Source organism: Pseudomonas spartinae (genome assembly GCF_965197125.1).
Classification (GTDB): Bacteria; Pseudomonadota; Gammaproteobacteria; order Pseudomonadales; family Pseudomonadaceae; genus Aquipseudomonas; species Aquipseudomonas composti_A.
This window is the reverse complement of record NZ_CBDAMB010000001.1, coordinates 365,483-383,396: the sequence shown is the minus strand read 5'-3', so window position 1 is coordinate 383,396 and position 17,914 is coordinate 365,483. Positions and strand designations below refer to the sequence as shown.

General features: G+C 63.8%; 12 protein-coding genes. 9 read left to right on the top strand and 3 right to left on the bottom strand.

Annotation, left to right across the window (positions count from 1 at the left end; all coding sequences use genetic code 11):
• Window positions 1–42 precede the first annotated feature (42 nt).
• The 7 genes from urtE to ACN8M7_RS01800 all read left to right on the top strand — a co-directional run bounded on the left by urtE (window position 43) and on the right by ACN8M7_RS01800 (window position 9,408).
• Window positions 43–732 carry an urea ABC transporter ATP-binding subunit UrtE gene (gene urtE, locus ACN8M7_RS01830; protein WP_061240519.1) on the top strand — a complete coding sequence of 230 codons (690 nt, stop codon included), beginning with the start codon at window positions 43–45 and terminating at the stop codon, window positions 730–732.
• A gap of 304 nt (window positions 733–1,036) precedes the next feature.
• Complete coding sequence (fmdA, locus tag ACN8M7_RS01825) at window positions 1,037–2,266, top strand: formamidase (protein ID WP_061240520.1); 1,230 nt, start codon at window positions 1,037–1,039, stop codon at window positions 2,264–2,266.
• 95 nt (window positions 2,267–2,361) lie between these two features.
• Window positions 2,362–2,709, top strand: coding sequence for an FmdB family zinc ribbon protein (locus ACN8M7_RS01820; RefSeq protein WP_490259570.1), 348 nt, complete (start codon window positions 2,362–2,364; stop codon window positions 2,707–2,709).
• A 203-nt stretch (window positions 2,710–2,912) separates the two neighbouring features.
• The gene (locus ACN8M7_RS01815; RefSeq protein ID WP_490259569.1) at window positions 2,913–3,956 is read left to right on the top strand and encodes an aliphatic amidase; all 1,044 of its coding nucleotides are present in this window, start codon (window positions 2,913–2,915) and stop codon (window positions 3,954–3,956) included.
• Between the two features lie 96 nt (window positions 3,957–4,052).
• The gene (locus ACN8M7_RS01810) at window positions 4,053–5,075 is read left to right on the top strand and encodes an AAA family ATPase (RefSeq protein ID WP_490259568.1); all 1,023 of its coding nucleotides are present in this window, start codon (window positions 4,053–4,055) and stop codon (window positions 5,073–5,075) included.
• Window positions 5,076–5,237: 162 nt separating this feature from the next.
• Window positions 5,238–7,637 carry a membrane-bound PQQ-dependent dehydrogenase, glucose/quinate/shikimate family gene (locus tag ACN8M7_RS01805; RefSeq protein WP_490259567.1) on the top strand — a complete coding sequence of 800 codons (2,400 nt, stop codon included), beginning with the start codon at window positions 5,238–5,240 and terminating at the stop codon, window positions 7,635–7,637.
• 196 nt (window positions 7,638–7,833) lie between these two features.
• Window positions 7,834–9,408, top strand: a complete 1,575-nt coding sequence (locus ACN8M7_RS01800; RefSeq protein WP_490259818.1) for a methyl-accepting chemotaxis protein — start codon at window positions 7,834–7,836, stop codon at window positions 9,406–9,408.
• A 60-nt stretch (window positions 9,409–9,468) separates the two neighbouring features.
• On the opposite strand, the gene ACN8M7_RS01795 is transcribed toward ACN8M7_RS01800, so the two are convergent.
• The 3 genes from ACN8M7_RS01795 to ACN8M7_RS01785 form a co-directional block, all read right to left on the bottom strand.
• Entirely contained in the window at window positions 9,469–11,052 is a 1,584-nt protein-coding gene (locus ACN8M7_RS01795; RefSeq protein ID WP_490259566.1) for a peptide chain release factor 3, read from the bottom strand.
• Between the two features lie 96 nt (window positions 11,053–11,148).
• Window positions 11,149–11,877, bottom strand: coding sequence for a tetratricopeptide repeat protein (locus ACN8M7_RS01790; RefSeq protein ID WP_490259565.1), 729 nt, complete (start codon window positions 11,875–11,877; stop codon window positions 11,149–11,151).
• Window positions 11,874–12,554 (bottom strand): Fe2+-dependent dioxygenase, encoded by a 681-nt coding sequence (locus ACN8M7_RS01785; RefSeq protein ID WP_490259564.1) that lies wholly within the window; start codon window positions 12,552–12,554, stop codon window positions 11,874–11,876. Before ACN8M7_RS01785 ends, ACN8M7_RS01790 begins: the two co-directional genes overlap by 4 nt.
• 176 nt (window positions 12,555–12,730) lie before the next feature.
• Between ACN8M7_RS01785 and ACN8M7_RS01780 the strand changes: the two genes are divergently transcribed.
• Together ACN8M7_RS01780 and ACN8M7_RS01775 are read left to right on the top strand one after the other, a co-directional pair.
• On the top strand, window positions 12,731–15,058 hold the full coding sequence (locus ACN8M7_RS01780; RefSeq protein ID WP_490259563.1) for a TonB-dependent receptor: 2,328 nt from the start codon (window positions 12,731–12,733) through the stop codon (window positions 15,056–15,058).
• Window positions 15,059–15,223: 165 nt separating this feature from the next.
• Complete coding sequence (locus tag ACN8M7_RS01775; protein ID WP_490259562.1) at window positions 15,224–17,749, top strand: PepSY domain-containing protein; 2,526 nt, start codon at window positions 15,224–15,226, stop codon at window positions 17,747–17,749.
• The last annotated feature ends 165 nt before the right edge of the window (window positions 17,750–17,914 follow it).

Here is a 17,914-nt window from a genome sequence, read left to right as displayed (position 1 = left end):
AGCCCGGATGAAATCCGGGACTCGCTCAGCAAGGAGCCATCTATGTTCCAGATCAGCAACCTCGCCTCCGGCTACGGCCAGAGCCAGATACTTCACGAGCTCAACCTCGACGTGGCGAAGAAGGAAATCGTCGCGGTGATGGGCCGAAATGGCATGGGCAAGACCACCCTGTTCAAGAGTCTGATGGGCGTCCTGCCGCAATGGGGCGGGCAGATCCGCATCGATGGCAAGGACGTGTCGCAGCTGGAAACCCACCAGCGGGTGGAGAGCGGCATCGCCTATGTGCCCCAGGGGCGGATGATCTTTTCGCACATGACCGTGCTGGAAAATATCCAGACCGGCCTGCCGGCCTCCGCTGGTGGCAAGGTGCCGGATGACCTCTATGCGCTGTTCCCGGTGCTGCACGAGATGCGCCACCGCAAGGGCGGCAATCTTTCCGGTGGCCAGCAGCAACAGTTGGCCATCGCCCGCGCGCTGGCCACCAACCCCAAGGTGCTGCTGCTCGACGAACCGACCGAGGGTATCCAGCCGTCGATCATCAAGGACATCGCCCGCAGCCTGAAGGAGATCCGCAACATGCGTGACCTGACCATCGTGGTGTCCGAGCAGGTGCTGTCGTTCACCATGGAAATCGCCGACCGCTTTCTGGTCATCGAGAAGGGCAAGTTCGTGGTCGAGGAAACCCGCGACAAGGTCGACGAGGCGAGCATCAGCCGGTATCTGTCGGTGTAGGTTTCTGCGTAGTCGACGTAGGAGCGGCTTCAGCCGCGAATCCCTCGCCATTCGCGGCTGAAGCGGAATGCCGCCCAGCCGCTCCTACGAAGATGCAAGCGCTTGGTTTTTACGCTTTACGGTCGGTGTGTTCTCCATGCACCGGCCGCTTTTTCGCGTCCGCGAAAAATGCCTGCAGGCCCCGTAAGGTCGGCGTTCCGGGCATACGTCATCCAACGTATTGGCCGATTTCTCTGCGCATTCGAGACTGGCTCCGTACCCCGGCACAGGCCGGCATTCCTCACAGGTCTTATGGAGCTCAGTCATGACCGATACCCTGATCAAGGTCGACCTCAACCAGGCTGCTACCGATAACGAACAGGTGCACAACCGCTGGCACCCGGACATTCCCATGGCCTGCTGGGTCAACCCGGGCGATGACTTCATTCTCGAGACCTACGACTGGACCGGCGGTGCGATCAAGAACGACGACGACGCCAGCGACGTGCGCGACGTCGACCTGTCCACCGTGCATTACCTGTCCGGCCCGGTGGGTGTGAAAGGCGCTCAGCCAGGCGACCTGCTGATCGTCGAGCTGCTCGATATCGGCGCCAAGCAGGACATGCTCTGGGGCTTCAACGGTTTCTTCTCGAAAAACAACGGCGGCGGTTTTCTTACCGACCACTTCCCTTCGGCGCAGAAGTCGATCTGGGACTTCGAGGGCATGTTCACCAAGAGCCGGCACATTCCCGGCGTGCGCTTCGCCGGCCTGATCCACCCCGGCCTGATCGGCTGCCTGCCGGATCACAAGATGCTCGCCGAGTGGAACAAGCGCGAGCAGGCGCTGATCGACACCAACCCGACCCGCGTACCGCCGCTGGCCAACCCGCCGTTCGCCAGCACCGCGCACATGGGCAAGATGCAGGGCGAGGCTCGCGACCTGGCGGCTGCCACCGGCGCGCGTACCGTGCCGCCGCGTGAGCATGGCGGCAACTGCGACATCAAGGATCTGTCGCGCGGTTCGAAGATCTTCTTCCCGGTCTACGTCGATGGCGCTGGCCTGTCGGTCGGCGACCTGCACTTCAGCCAGGGCGACGGCGAGATCACCTTCTGCGGCGCCATCGAGATGGCCGGCTGGGTGCACATGAAGGTCGAGCTGATCAAGGGCGGCATGGCCAAGTACGGCATCAAGAACCCGATCTTCAAGCCCAGCCCGATCGTGCCCACCTACAACAACTACCTGATCTTCGAAGGCATCTCGGTCGACGACGACGGCAAGCAGCACTACCTGGACGTCAACCTGGCCTACAAGCAGGCCTGCCTCAACGCCATCAACTACCTGACCAAGTTCGGCTACTCGCCGGCCCAGGGCTACTCGCTGCTCGGCTCGGCGCCGGTGCAGGGGCATATCAGCGGCGTGGTCGATATTCCCAATGCCTGCGCCACGCTGTGGCTGCCGACCGACATCTTCGAGTTCGACATCAACCCCAGCGCCAGCGGCCCGACCAAGTTCCTCGACGGCAGCATCGACCTGCCCATCGCCTACGACAAGTGAGCTACCCGCCTGTGGGAGGGGCTTCAGCCGCGACAATCGCCGCTAAAGCGCCTCCCACAATGCGCCGTCGTCCTATCTTTTGCGAGGAACCAGTCATGCCCATCTACGAATACGACTGCCCGAGTTGCGGCGACTTCAGCGTGCTGCGGCCAATGGCCGAGCGCGATGTGGCCTGCGCCTGCCCGCACTGCGACAGCCTCAGTGAACGAGTGATCCTCAGCGCGCCGGGGCTGACCAGTATGGCCGGCAGCCAGCGCCGCGCCCATGAAACCAACGAACGCAGCGCCCACGCGCCGCAGAGCCTCGAAGAGTACAAGGCCAACCGCAAGCACCCGGCCGGTTGCAGTTGCTGCGGCCCGAGCAAACCGGTGGAGCGCACCAAGGCCAACCCCCACGGCCTCAAGGCCAGCCCATCGACACGGCCGTGGATGATCAGCCACTGAGGCTGTTTCTTGGGGCCCCGCCTGCGCGGGGGGACGCGGGTTGTCACCGTCATTCCCGCGCAGGCGGGAACCCAGTTCGCAGAACGTTCCGTAGGAGCGGCTGGGCGGCATTCCGCTTCAGCCGCGATAACCAGCGACACATAGAGCATTTCGCGGCTGAAGCCGCTCCCACAAACAAGCAGTCAACCGGAGGACATACAGCCATGCGCCACGGCGATATTTCCAGCAGCCCTGATACCGTTGGCGTTGCTGTCGTCAACTACAAGATGCCGCGCCTGCACAGCAAGACCGAAGTGCTCGACAACGCGCGCAAGATCGCCGAGATGATCAAGGGCATGAAGCTCGGCCTGCCCGGCATGGACCTGGTGGTGTTCCCCGAGTACAGCACCATGGGCATCATGTACGACAAGGACGAGATGATGGCCACCGCCGCCACCATCCCTGGTGAGGAAACCGCGATCTTCTCCGCCGCCTGCCGCGAGGCCAAGACCTGGGGCATCTTCTCGCTCACCGGCGAGCGTCACGAGGAACACCCGCACAAGGCACCGTACAACACCCTCATCCTGATCAACGACCAGGGCGAGATCGTCCAGCGCTACCGCAAGTGCATTCCCTGGTGTCCCATCGAGGGCTGGTATCCGGGCGACCGTACCTACGTCTCCGAAGGCCCCAAGGGCATGAAGATCAGCCTGATCATCTGCGACGACGGCAACTACCCGGAAATCTGGCGCGACTGCGCCATGAAAGGCGCCGAGCTGATCGTGCGCTGCCAGGGCTACATGTACCCGGCCAAGGATCAGCAGGTGCTGATGGCCAAGACCATGGCCTGGGCCAACAACTGCTACGTGGCGGTGGCCAACGCCACCGGCTTCGACGGCGTGTACAGCTACTTCGGGCACTCGGCGCTGATCGGCTTCGACGGCCGCACCCTGGGCGAATGTGGCGAGGAAGAAATGGGCATCCAGTACGCCCAGCTGTCGGTGTCGCAGATTCGTGATGCACGGGCCAACGACCAGTCGCAGAACCACCTGTTCAAGCTGCTCCATCGCGGCTACACCGGCGTCTACAACTCCGGTGATGGCGACAAGGGCGTGGCTGATTGCCCGTTCGAGTTCTACCGCACCTGGGTGCTGGATGCGCAGAAGGCCCAGGAAGACGTGGAGAAACTCACCCGCTCGACCATCGGCGTGGCTGACTGTCCAGTCGGTGAGTTGCCGCATCCTGGCAAGGAACGCACCGCCGGATGAATACGGTGGGAGGGGCTTTAGCCGCGACTGTCTCTTTCGCGGCTAAAGCCCCTCCCACGTAATTTCAGCAACCCCGTCATCAAATCGAGGCGGTCTATGCCCTTCGCCAACGACCTGATCGACAGCAACCGCGAGCGCCTTGAGCAGCAGGGCGTTGCCCGGCTGCAATCACGCTTCCTCTTCGAGCCCGTTACCGTGATGGCCTTGCTGCGTTCGCGCATCGTCGGCCAGGACGTGGTGCTGGCGCAGGTCGAGGCCATGCTCAAGGTGGTCAAGGCCGATATCGGCGAGCGCGAGCGGCCATTGGCGGTCAACCTGTTCATGGGCCCGACCGGTGTCGGCAAGACCGAGATCGTGCGCCTGCTGGCGCAGGCCATTCATGGCCGCGCCGACGCCCTGTGCCGCATCGACATGCACACCCTGGCCCAGGAGCACTACGCCGCGGCCCTGACCGGTGCGCCGCCTGGTTACGTTGGCAGCAAGGAGGGCACCACGCTGTTCGATGCCGAGGCCATCGCCGGTAGCTTCGGCCGGCCCGGTATCGTGCTGTTCGACGAGCTGGAGAAAGCCAGCCCGGAAGTGCTGCGCAGCCTGCTCGGCATTCTCGAACATGGCCGCCTGACGTTGACTGCCGGCAGCCGTACCCTGGATTTCCGCAACAGCCTGATCTTCATGACCAGCAACGTCGGTGCGCAGCAGGCGCAGCGCTACCGCGAGCGCTTCGCTCGCGGCTGGCGACGCTGGTTAGGACTGGCACCGAAGGGCGAGGGTGCATTGTTGGAGCAGGTGCTGCACGAGCGTTTCGAGCCGGAATGGCTCAACCGTCTCGACCGCATCCTGGTGTTCGAGCGTGTCGACGAACAATGGCTCGAAGCGCTGCTGGACATCGAACTGGACAAGCTCAACCAGCGCCTGGGGCGCCAGGGCCGCTCGCTACATGTGGAGCAGAGTGCCCGCACCTGGCTGTGTCGCGAGCACGATGTCCGCTTCGGTGCGCGCGCCCTGACACGTCGCATCCGCACCGAGCTGGAGCCGGCCATTGCCGAACGGCTGTTGGCGCAACCGGCTGTGGTTCGGTTGTCCTGCACGGTGAAAGAGGCTCGCCTGTTGATCAATTAGCCACCGGTCAGCCTGCGTGCTTCAGAAGAGTCCGCTAGCGACCGCCAGTATGCGAGCCTGCAATTTCCGCCTTGTGCGCAGCGTCGCTGAACTCTCTGCTTAACTTTGCATCCACAGATCATGGCCCTGTTCTGGACGGGGCATTGGATCGGGGAGCGAGCAATGAGCGAGAACAACAAGGCGCAGCCCCTGCGTATCACACTGACGGCCTGGGTGGCTGCCGCTCTGGGCGCGCTGCTGGCCGTTGGCGGGGCATACCTGCTGTGGCTGGGCGGGTCCTGGTACTACCTGCTGGCTGGGTTGGGTTTGCTGCTGGTGGGCGTACTGATTCATCGTCGCCTGCGTGCGGCATTGTGGCTATATGCCCTGATATTGCTGGCCAGTCTGGCCTGGACGATCTATGAGGTGCGCTTCGACTGGTGGCAGATCGCACCGCGCATCGACCTGTGGTGCGTGTTCGGCCTGTGGCTGTTGCTGCCTTTCGTCAACCGGCATATCGGCACGCGTGGTCAGTGGCGCGATGGCCCCAGCGGGCTGTTGGCGCTGGGTTTGCTGCTCGGCGCGGCGATGGCCGGTTATTCGCTGACTCAGGACTATCATCGCCTACCCGGTAGTTTCGATGCCGAGCGCATGGCGGCAAGCGAGGCGAAAGCGGCCGCTGAGTGGCCAGCCTATGGCGGTGCACGACGCGGCGAGCGTTACGCCGCCGCGCAGCAGATCGACGCGCAGAACGTGGGGCGTTTGAAAAAGGCCTGGGAATTTCATACCGGCGACTTGCCGGGTGCAGGTGACCCCGGCGAGCTGACCAATCAGGTAACGCCACTGAAGATCGGCGACAACCTGTTCATCTGCACCCCGCACAGCATCGCCATCGCCGTGGATGCCGACACCGGCCAGGAACGCTGGCGCTTCGATCCGAAGATCAATCGCGACGCCGAGTATTACCAGCACATGACCTGCCGGGGCCTGGCCTATCACGACGCCACGGCCTACACCCAGCCGTCGCCGGGCGATGTGGCGGCGCTGGCTGCCGAGGGCGAGCCACGCTGTACCCGGCGCCTGTTCCTGCCAACCGCCGACGCCACCCTGTATGCGCTGGATCTGTACGACGGCAAGCCCTGCGAGGATTTCGGCGCGGGCGGCAAGGTCGACCTCAAGGTCGGCCTGGGCGACGGCGCGCTGGGCGTGTACCTGCCCACTTCGCCGCCGGTGGTCACCGAGCATCTGCTGATCATCGGCGGTGCGGTGACTGACAACGGCTCGGTGGATTCACCTGGCGGGGTGATCCGCGCCTATGACGTGAACAGCGGCAAGCTGGTGTGGAACTTCGACCCCGGCCGCCCGGATGCCACCGAGCCGCTGCCGGCCGGTGAAACCTACGTGCGCAGTACGCCGAACTCCTGGACCATCGCCACCGCGGACGAAGCGCTTGGCCTGGTCTACATCCCCATGGGCAACCAGACGCCCGACCAGTGGGCGGTGCAGCGCAGCCCCGAAGCCGAACGCTTCACCGCAGCATTGGTGGCGCTCGACCTGGCCACCGGCAAGGTGCGCTGGGAGTTGCGCACGGTCAATCATGATCTCTGGGATCGCGACCTGCCGTCGCAGCCGACGCTGGTGGAGATCGACGGCCCCGACGGGCCGGTGCCGGCGCTTATCCAGCCGACCAAGCGTGGCGATCTCTACGTGCTCGACCGGCGTACCGGCAAACCCATCGTGCCAGTCACCGAACATCCCGTGCCGCAGGGCACGGTGGAGGGCGATTTCACCGCGCCGACCCAGCCGGCATCAGCACTCAGCTATGCGCCGCAGGAACCGCTGCGCGAGCGCGACATGTGGGGCGGCACGCCATTCGATCAACTGGCCTGCCGCATCCAGTTCCACCGCCTGCGTTACGAGGGCGACTTCACGCCACCATCGGAGCAGGGCTCGCTGATCTATCCGGGCAACGTCGGGGTGTTCAACTGGCCGTCGGTGGCGGTCGATCCGCAGCGGCAGATCCTCTTTGGCGCACCCAACTACCTGGCGTTCGTCTCGCGCCTGGTCAAACGTGAAGACGGGCAGGACGTTCGCCATGGCGGCGGCGAAACCGGTCTGCAACCCAATCGCGGCGCGCCTTACATGGTCAGCCTGAAGCCGTTCCTGTCACTCCTCGGCCTGCCATGCCAGGCGCCGCCATGGGGCTACGTGACCGCGGTGGATCTGCGCAGCATGGAGAAGGTCTGGCAGCACAAGAACGGCACCAGCCGTGACAGCGCGCCGCTGGGCATCCCCCTGAGCGTCGGCGTGCCGAACCTTGGCGGCCCATTGGTCACCGCCAGCGGTCTGGGCTTTCTCAGCGGCACGCTGGATTACTACCTGCGCGCCTACGATCTGCGCACCGGCGAAGAGCTGTGGAAAGACCGCCTGCCAGCCGGTGGCCAGGCCACGCCGATCAGCTACGTGTCGGGCAAGACCGGCAAGCAGTACGTGGTGGTGATGGCCGGCGGCCACGGCTCGTTCGGCACGCGCATGGGCGACTCGCTGGTGGCCTGGACGCTGGAGGACGATGCGCCCGAGTAGTCTCGCGGGCATCGAGCGAGTTTCCCCTGGCCCGCCTCGCCTGTGGCGGGCCTACTTCTTTAGTACTGGATATGGCTCCTCGACCCGGCGCTGAGTAATACTGCGCGCGCATGCTCAGGTGGGTGCAACGCCTGCCGATAATCTGTGCAGTTCGAATCTCCGGAGAGTGAACGTGAACGTCAGTATTACGCGTTTGATGTGGGGTAGTGCGCTTTTCATTCTGGTGACGATGCTGGGTCTGGCGACCTGGATATCGCTGGAAATCGATCAGGTGGAATTGGGGGAGGGGCGTGCTGCGCAACTGAGCGAGGCGCGTGAAGCAACCCAGGAGCTGCGCTACCACCTGGCCCAGGTGCAGCAGTTCTACACCGATGCCAGCCTCACCCAGGAGAACGAGCCTGCCGCCGAGGCGGCGCAGCATTACCGTGAGGCGAAGGCGCTGGTCGAAGATTTGCGTGCACTGTTGCCGGCCTATGCTGACCAGCTTGTCGCACTCAACGAACCGGTGGATCGCCTCGACGAAACCGGCCGCCGGATGTTTCAGGCCTACAGCCAGCAGGGCAAGCAGGCAGGGGACGTGGTGATGGAGGCCTTCGACGCACAATCGGCTGCGGTGATTGCTCGCTTCAACGAACTGCAGCAACCACTTAGCAAGGAGTTCGCCGAGGTTCGTGCCAGCAATGCCTCTCTGCTGGAAGAACTGCACCTGGTGACCCTGGTCGCGCTGGTGGCCATTGGGCTGGTGGTCTTCGCCGCTCTGCTGCTGATCAATCGTCGCGTGCTGCCGCCGATCCGCCGGCTCAATCATTCGATGCAGGATCTGGCGTCCGGCTCCGGCGATCTGACGCGTGAGATCAATCGCGAGGCCCAGGACGAGATTGGCGCGGTGGTCGACGCCTTCAATCTGTTTAGTCGCAACCTGCGTCAGCAGATCGCCAGCGTCGGTGAGGTGGCCGGTACCCTGGAGCATTCTTCCGGGCAGTTGATCAGCGACGCTCAGGCCTCCGAGCGCAGTGCTGGCGTACTGCGTGAAGAGATCGATCAGGTGGTCACCGCTGTGCACCAGATGTCAGTGACCGTGCAGGGCGTGGCCGAGCACGCGCGTGGCAGCTCGGAGCAGACCGCCGAGGCCGACCGCGAAGTGCGTTCGGCGCTCAAGGTGATCGACAGCACCATCAATGACATCCGCCAACTGGCCGGTGAGGTGGGCAGTGCGGCGCGGGTGATCAGCGAACTGGAGACCCATACCCAGGAAATCGGCGGCGTGCTGGAGGTGATTCGCACCATCGCCGAACAGACCAACCTGCTGGCGCTCAATGCCGCCATCGAGGCCGCACGGGCGGGCGAGCAGGGGCGTGGATTCGCCGTGGTAGCTGACGAGGTACGGACCCTGGCCAGTCGCACGCAGGCATCCACCGCCGAGATCGACAGCATGATCCAGCGCTTGCAGGGCGCCTCGCGCCAGGCTGTGGATGTCATGCATGCCAGTCAGCAGCATGCCGAGAAGGGTGTGGCGCAGGCCGAAACGGCCGGCAAGACACTGGGCAGCATCGGCGGGCTGGTCGAGGCCGTTTCCCGTAGCAGCCAGCAGATTGCCGAAGCCGCGCGTGAGCAGTCGCAGGTCAGCGACGAGATCAATCAGCGCGTGGCCAACCTGGGTGAGGAGGCCGCGCGCAGCGTGAGCCTGGCGGAAAACACCCTGCAGCGTGGGCGCCATGCCGGTGAGAACTCGCAACGTCTGCACGGTATCGTCGGGCGCTTCCGTTACTAGTCGCGCAGGCGAGCTTGCGGCGAAATGAACAACGGCCCGCGAAGCGGGCCGTTTTCTTGATCAGTGGTGTTCGCGGGTGGCGCGGAATTTCACGTCCGGCCAGCGCTCTTCCATCAGACTCAGGTTGACGCGGGTCGGGGCCAGGTAGGTGAGGTGACCGCCGCCGTCCACGGCGAGGTTCTCATAGGCCTTGTCCTTGAACTCCTTGAGCTTCTTCTCGTCGCTGCACTCGATCCAGCGCGCCGACCAGACGTTGATCGCCTCGTAGGCGCACTCGACCTTGTATTCCTCTTTCAGGCGGCTGGCGACCACGTCGAACTGCAGCACACCGACCGCGCCGAGGATGATGTCGTTATTACGCTCGGGGAAGAACACCTGGGTGGCGCCTTCCTCGGCCAGTTCCTGCAGGCCCTGGCGCAGCTGTTTGGATTTCAGCGGGTCTTTCAGGCGCACGCGGCGGAACAGTTCCGGGGCGAAGTGCGGAATACCGGTGAAGCCGAGGTTCTCGCCTTCGGTGAAGGTATCGCCGATCTGGATGGTGCCGTGGTTGTGCAGGCCGATGATGTCGCCGGCGTAGGCTTCTTCCAGATGCTCACGCTCGCTGGAGAAGAAGGTCAGCGCATCGCCGACGCGCACGTCCTTGCCTAGGCGCGCGTGGCGCATTTTCATGCCCTGGGTGTACTTGCCCGAGCAGATGCGCATGAAGGCGATGCGGTCGCGGTGTTTCGGGTCCATGTTCGCCTGGATCTTGAACACGAAGCCGGAGAACTTTTCCTCGGTCGGCTCCACGCTGCGCTCGTTGGCCGCGCGCGGCAGCGGGCGCGGTGCCCAGTCGACCACGGCGTCGAGCACATGGTCGACGCCGAAGTTGCCCAGCGCGGTGCCGAAGAACACCGGGGTCATCTCGCCCTTGAGGAAGGCGTCGGGCTCGAACTCGTGGCAGGCGCCCTGCACCAGCTCCAGCTCCTCGACGAAGCGCTCGTACATGTCGCCCAGGTGGTTGCGCGCCTCGTCGGAGTCCAGATTCCGGATGATCTTGGCCTCGGTGCGCTCGTGGCCGTGGCCCGGGGTGTAGACGATGATGTAGTCGCCGGTCAGGTGGTAGACACCCTTGAAGTCCTTGTAGCAGCCGATCGGCCAGGTGATCGGCGCGGCCTTGATCTTCAGCACCGCCTCGATCTCGTCGAGCAGCTCGATGGGGTCGCGGATGTCGCGGTCGAGCTTGTTGATGAAGCTGACGATGGGCGTGTCGCGCAGGCGGCACACGTCCATCAGGGCGATGGTGCGCGGCTCGACGCCCTTACCGCCGTCGAGCACCATCAGCGCGCTGTCCACGGCGGTGAGGGTGCGGTAGGTATCTTCGGAGAAGTCTTCGTGGCCGGGGGTATCGAGCAGGTTGACGATGTGCTCGCGGTAGGGGAACTGCATCACCGAGGTGGTGATGGAGATGCCGCGCTGCTTTTCCATCTCCATCCAGTCGGAGGTGGCATGGCGGTCGGACTTGCGCGACTTCACGGTTCCGGCCACTTCGATGGCCTTGCCCATCAGCAGCAGCTTCTCGGTGATGGTGGTCTTACCGGCGTCCGGGTGAGAAATGATGGCGAACGTGCGGCGCTTGGCGACTTCGGCGGCCTGGGTGGTCATGGTGGAGAGGTCCTGTCGACGATGAGTCGAGCTGTCGAAAAAAGCCGCGATTATACCGGCAAAACACTGCGCAGCGGTGGCCGCCTGGCACTCGCCTCAGGGCATTGCGGCAGCCAGTGCCGTTCGGTCATCGTCATCACCAAGTTCGGCCGCACGCTGGTGATAGGCGAAGCCCAGAGCGTCAAAGCCTGGCAGTGCCAGTACGCGGGCGCGCGCGGCGCGCAGGAAGTTCAGGTTGCCGCCGGCCAGCGCCTGTTGCAGCCAGTGCCGCGCTTCCTCTGCTTTACCCAGTTCAAGCAGGCGTAAGGCGTAGCTGAACTGGCCGCGAAAGTCCCCGGCCAGCGCCGAGCGCTGGAACCAAGTCAGTGCCGCCTCGCGATCCGGCGCGGTGAGCACGCCTTCGTCGAGGTAGCGGCCGAGCAGGTTCATCGATTTGGCGTGTCCCTGTTGTGCTGCGCGCTGGTACAGGGTGAAGGCGGCGCTGTGGTTCTGCGTGATGCCACGCCCGGTGGCGAGCAGGTTGGCCAGGTTATACATGCCCCAGTCCAGCCCCAGCCCGGCGGCACGTTGGTAGTAGCCGAGGGCGGCGGACAGATCGGCGTTGCAGCCCCAGCCGTGTTCCAGGCAGCGGCCGAGCATGTTCAGCGCCATGGCGTGGCCCTGCCGCGCGGCTATACCGAACCAGGTGAAGGCCAGTTTGGCATCGCGGGCGATGCCGTGACCTTCCAGCAGGATCTGCCCGAGCATCGTTTGCGCTTCCGCCTCGCCACGGCCGGCAGCGGCGAGCAGCAGGCCGGCGGTGGCACGCGGGTTGTCCGCGCTCACACGTCCACCCAGCGGCGCAGCAGGTTGTGGTAGGTGCCGGTGAGCTGGATCAGCGAGGGGTGGTCTGGCACGTCGCGTGTCAGGGTCTGGATCGCCACGTCCATCTCGAACAGCAGTGCGCGCTGGCTGTCTTCGCGCACCAGGCTCTGCGTCCAGAAGAACGACGCCAGGCGCATGCCGCGCGTTACTGCCTGCACGCGGTGCAGGCTGGTGGCCGGGTAGAGCAGGAGATCGCCAGCCGGCAGCTTGATTTCGCGGGTGCCGTAGGTGTCCTGGATCACCAGCTCGCCGCCGTCGTAGTCCTCCGGTTCGTTGAAGAACAGGGTGGAGGACAGGTCAGTGCGTACCCGCTCGCCGGTTTCACGCACGGCGCGCACGGCATTGTCGATGTGATAACCGAAGGTATCGCCGGTGCGGTAGCAGTTGAACAGTGGCGGGAAGATCTTGCGCGGCAGGGCCGCTGACATGAACAGGGCGTTGTGCTGCAGGCGCTGCACGATGGCTTCGCGCAGTTCTACCGCCAGCGGATTGTCATCGGCCAGTTGCAGGTTGTGTTTGGCCTTGGCCGATTGGTAGCCGGCGGTGGCCTTGCCGTCTATCCATTCGGTGCCTTCAAGGGCCTGGCGGATGTTGAGGACTTCGTCGCGGGTGAAAATCTGGGGAATATGCAAAATCATGGGGTGATCCAGGCGGTATCAGGGGGCATTTTCGCTTTATGAGTCGTTTTTCTCGGCGCTGAAACGAAGGCTTCTGATGTATTTGCGAAATTGTTTACTAATTATTCTCATTTGTATTGAAAAATACAATTTGTTGCAAATAAGATTCGTCCGCCTTTTCACGTGAGCACACGTCAATGCATAAAAACGAGTCAACACTGCCCGCTGCACAGCCACAAAAATCGCTACTGGTTTCCGCTATCGGACTCGCCATCGTCTCTCACGGCAGTGCCGTGGTCGCTGCCGAAGCGGACACGAAGAAGACCTCGCAAATCGAATTGGAGAGTGTGTCGGTCACGGGGACTGTCGAAGCCGACGACTACCAGCCCGATGCCCCGGCGTCGCCGAAGTACACCGAGCCGCTGCGCGACATCCCGCAGACCATCACGGTGGTGCCGAAGCAGGTCATGGAGGATCAGAACCTGCTGACCATGCGCGACATCCTCAGCACCGTACCGGGCATCACCTTCGGCGCGGGTGAGGGCGGTGGCGGTTATGGTGACAGCATCAACCTGCGCGGCTTCTCGGCCAGCAACGACATCCAGGTCGATGGTGTGCGTGACAGTGCTCAGTACAGCCGTACCGACCCGTTCAACCTGGAGCAGGTGGAAGTGGTCAATGGCGCCAGCTCGGTGTATTCCGGCGGCGGTTCGGTGGGCGGCACCATCAACCTGGTGACCAAGAGCCCGCAATTGCGTGACTTCAACACCGTCAGTGCCGGTGTTGGCACCGATAGCTACAAGCGCATCACCCTCGACAGCAATCACACGCTCAACGACACCACGGCGTTTCGTCTCAACCTGATGGCCCACGGTAACGATGCGCCGGGCCGCGATCATGAAGACTACGAACGCTGGGGTATCGCCCCTTCGATCGCCTTCGGTCTGGGCACGGCGACCCGTGTGACCGCTGCGTTCGAGCACCAGGAAGACGACAACCTGCCGCAGTTCGGCGTGCCGATCTACGATGGCAAGATCATGCAGGGCGCGGATTGGGACAACTACTACGGCTATCGCAACGTCAACAAGCAGGAAATCACCACCGATGCCTTCAGCCTCAAGCTGGAGCATGACTTCAACGACGCGCTGTCACTGCGCAACTTCAGCCGCGTGGCGCGCGTGCGTCAGGAAACCTGGGTGTCCGGTCCGGAAGGGGCGTCGACTGCCTGTCTGGCCAGTGGCACACGCCCGGACGGCAGCGCCTGTACGGGGGGGCTGACCCCTGGCTTCTTTCAGCCCAGCGGCGGTTCGCTGGGTAATGCTCGCGATACCGAGAACCGAATCTTCACCAACCAGACCGACCTGACCAGCCGCTTTGCCACAGGCTTCATCGATCACACGCTGGTCACCGGTTTGGCCTTCAGTCGCGAAGAATACGAGGCCGATACCGGTAACTGGCGCTATGACGCCAGCGGCACGCTGGTCACGCCGCCGCCGGTGAGCATCAGCAATCCGGATTCGCATTGGAATGGCCCGGTCAACTTCCGCAAGACCGCACAGATCGATGGCGAACTGAACAACCGTGCCGTGTACGCCTTCGACACCCTCAAGTTCAACGAGCAATGGGAACTCAACGGCGGTGTGCGCTATGAGCGCAACGAGGGCAGCTCGGCGACCGACACCATCGATGCTGCTACCGGCGCTGTGACTCGCGGAGGTCGATATCACAACAATGACGACCTGGTGTCGTATCGTCTTGGCCTGGTATACAAACTTGCTGAGAACGGCAGCATCTACGTGGCCTACGGCAACAGCCAGACCGCCTCACAGGCTACGGTCAACGGCAGTTGCTTCAGCACCGGGCGCCGCGGTGGCGCGAGCAGTAACAACTGCGATGCCGACCCGGAAAAATCCGTCAGCTACGAGATCGGCACTAAGTGGGATCTGCTCGATGAGCGCCTGTCGCTGACCGCGGCAGTGTTTCGCAATGATCGCACCAACTACAAGGTGGCCAGTAACGACCCGAGCAACCTCTCCGGCGAGCAGGCGCTCGATGGTCAGGCCCGTGTCGATGGCTTAGCGCTGGGAGTGATGGGGGCGATCACCGACCGCTGGAAGGTATTCGCCAACTACACCTATCTGCATACTGAAGTGCTGCAGGGCGTGAGCGACTACACCCGCCAGACCACCGGCGTCGATGCGCAGAAGGGCAAGCCGTTGACCTTCACGCCCAAGCATGCGGCAAGCATCTGGACCACTTATGACCTGCCCTACAACCTGCAGGTCGGTTACGGCCTTACTACCCAGAGTAAACAGTACCTGGCTAGTGCCGATGGCGCTCCGACCGCTTCAGGCTACACCGTGCACCGGGCAATGCTGGGCTACAAGGTCAACCGCAATCTGGACCTGCGCCTGAACGTCAACAACCTGTTCGACAAGCAGTACCTGACCCGCATCCGTAACAATGGCTGGGCTACGCCGGGCGATGGTCGCGCGGCGATTCTGACTGCCAACTACAGCTTCTGATGCTGTGAAGCCGGTCCCCGGTGCGGTTTTTCCGTGCCGGGGACTTTCTGCGTCTGGGGGTGGGTAAATTCGATGTAAAGCCTATTCATTGAAAACCTATCTCAAATAGAATCGCATCTCGTTTGCCAGGGTGGCATTCTCAATCGTGATGCAAGAGTGATCGTCGTGTTCAAGAAAATCATCTTCCAGCTGCACTGGTTCTTCGGCATCACTGCCGGCCTGGTGCTGGCCATCATGGGCATCACCGGCGCCCTGTACAGTTTCGAGGGCGAGATCACCCGGGCGCTCAACGCTGAGCGCTGGCAGATTCAGCCAAGCGAGCAGGGGCACTTGCCTCCGGCCGAACTGGCTGCGCGGATCGAAGCGGCCACCGCCGACCGCGTCACCAGCCTGTGGGTCGATGTCCGGCATGACGGCCCCGGCACGGCCTTCCTGTCGCCGCTGCCGGGTGAGCGACGCGGCCCGCGTATCATCTTCGACCCCTACACCGGTGAGGTCTTGGCCAATCCCGTTGGCCAGGATTTCTTCCGCCTGATCCTGAATCTGCACCGCTTTCTCACCATGGGTGAGGTGGGTAAGCAGATCACAGCCTTCAGTACCCTGGCGCTGATCTTCTTCTGCCTGTCCGGGCTGTATCTGCGTTGGCCACGCCAGGCGTTGAACTGGCGTACCTGGCTGACCCTGGACTGGAAGAAGAAAGGCCGCAGCTTCAACTGGGACCTGCATGCCGTCGCCGGCACCTGGGCGCTGCTGTTCTACCTCTGCGCCGGGCTCACCGGCCTCTATTGGTCCTATGACTGGTACCGTGAAGGGCTGACACACCTGCTCGCCGACAAGCCGCCGCAGCAGCGCTCGGCAGGCCGTGGTGCTCACAAGGTGTCCAGTGGCTCGGTGCCCGAAGTCGACTACGAGGCCATGTGGCAGGGCATTCGCCAGGCGACCGGGGCGCATCTGGTGGCCTGGAACCTGCGCCTGCCGGCTGCAGCCGGAGAGCCGGCGACGGTCTTCTATATGCTTGATGACGCCGAGCATCCGCGCGCCCTCAGTCAGTTCCAGATCGATCCGCAGAGTGGCGCAGTCAGCGGCCACGAGCGCTATGCCGAGCAAAGCCTCAAGGCGCAGTTGCTGATCAGCGTGTATTCGCTGCATACGGGGGAGTACTTCGGCATGCCGGGGCGCATCCTGATGATGATTGCCAGCGGCGCCATGCCGCTGTTTTTCATCACGGGTTGGCTGCTGTACCTGGATCGCCGGCGCAAGAAGCGTGCAGCGCAGGCGGCACGTGGCACGCTGACGGCTGACGATTCAGGCGACGGCTGGTTGGTGGGCTTCGCCAGCCAGAGCGGCTTCGCCGAGCAACTGGCCTGGCAGAGCGCCGGGCAGTTGCAGGCGGCCGGCATCCCGGTGCGGGTCGAGCCACTCTCGCGCCTCGATAGCGACAGCCTGCGCCAGACGCAGAAGGCTCTGTTCGTGGTCAGCACCTTTGGTGATGGCGAGGCGCCGGATGCCGCGCAGGGCTTCGAGCGCAAGGTGCTTGGCAGCTCGTTGCCGCTGGGGCAACTGAGTTATGCGGTGCTGGCCCTGGGTGACCGGCAGTACCAGCATTTTTGCGGTTTCGCCCGGCGCATCAACGATTGGCTGGGGCTGCAGGGCGCCCAGCGGCTGTTCGACAGCGTCGAGGTCGACGGTGCCGACGAGGCCGCGCTGCAGCGCTGGCAACAGCATTTGAGCGACCTCACCGGCGCCGCACCGATGCGCTTCGAGCACGCGCCGTGGCAGAACTGGACGCTGGTCGAGCGCCGTCTGCTCAACCCTGGCAGCCAGGGCGCAGCGGTATTTTTCATCGGTCTGACACCTCCAGCGCAGAGTTCCTGGCAAGCCGGTGACATCCTCGAGATGCGTCCGCGTCACGCGCCAGAGCGGGTACTGGGCTGGCTGCAGCACTGCGGCTTGGATGGCCGCGAGTCGGTGATGCTGGATGGCCGGTCGATCAGCCTCGAGGAGGCGCTGGCCGAACGGCAACTGCCGGACAGTTTCGCGCACCTGGTGGGCTTGCACGCTCAGGCGTTGGTCGATGCGCTGGTGCCGCTGGGCACGCGGGAATACTCCATCGCCTCGGTCGCGGCTGATGGCGTGCTGGAGCTGATCGTGCGCCAGGCCGAGCAGGCCGACGGCAGCCTCGGCCTGGGCTCCGGCTGGTTGACCGAGTACCTGCCTCTTGGCGGGCAACTTATGGCGCGGGTGCGGCGCAACAGCGGCTTCCACCTGCCGGACGATGACCGCCCGCTGATCCTGATTGGCAATGGCACCGGTCTGGCCGGGCTGCGCTCGCTGTGGCGGGCACGCGCGCTGGCGGGGCAGGGGCGCAACTGGCTGCTGTTCGGCGAGCGCAACCGCGCGCAGGACTTCTTCTGTGGCGAGGAGTTGGAGGCGGCGCTGAGCAGGGGCGAGCTGCAGCATCTGGATCTGGCGTTCTCCCGCGACCAGGCCGATAAGCGCTATGTGCAGGGGCTGCTGCGCGAGCAAGCCGAGCGCCTGCGCGCCTGGCTGAACGACGGTGCGGCGATTTACGTCTGCGGCAGCTTGCAGGGCATGGCTGGCGGCGTCGATGCGGCGTTGCGCGAGCTGCTCGGCGACGAGGCGCTGCAGGCGCTGGTCGAAGAGGGGCGTTATCGCCGTGACGTGTACTGAAAAGCGGGGCGTTCTCGCGCTTGAAATGGCCCTGAAACACGGCTGCGTCAAACTGTCTGAAAGCCCCGCCTGTTCAGCATTTCAGGACGTTTTGTGTGATATCCGGAACGAGATGAAATTAGGGTCAATTTCCGGTTGATCTGAGGGGCGCATGGTCTTAAAGTC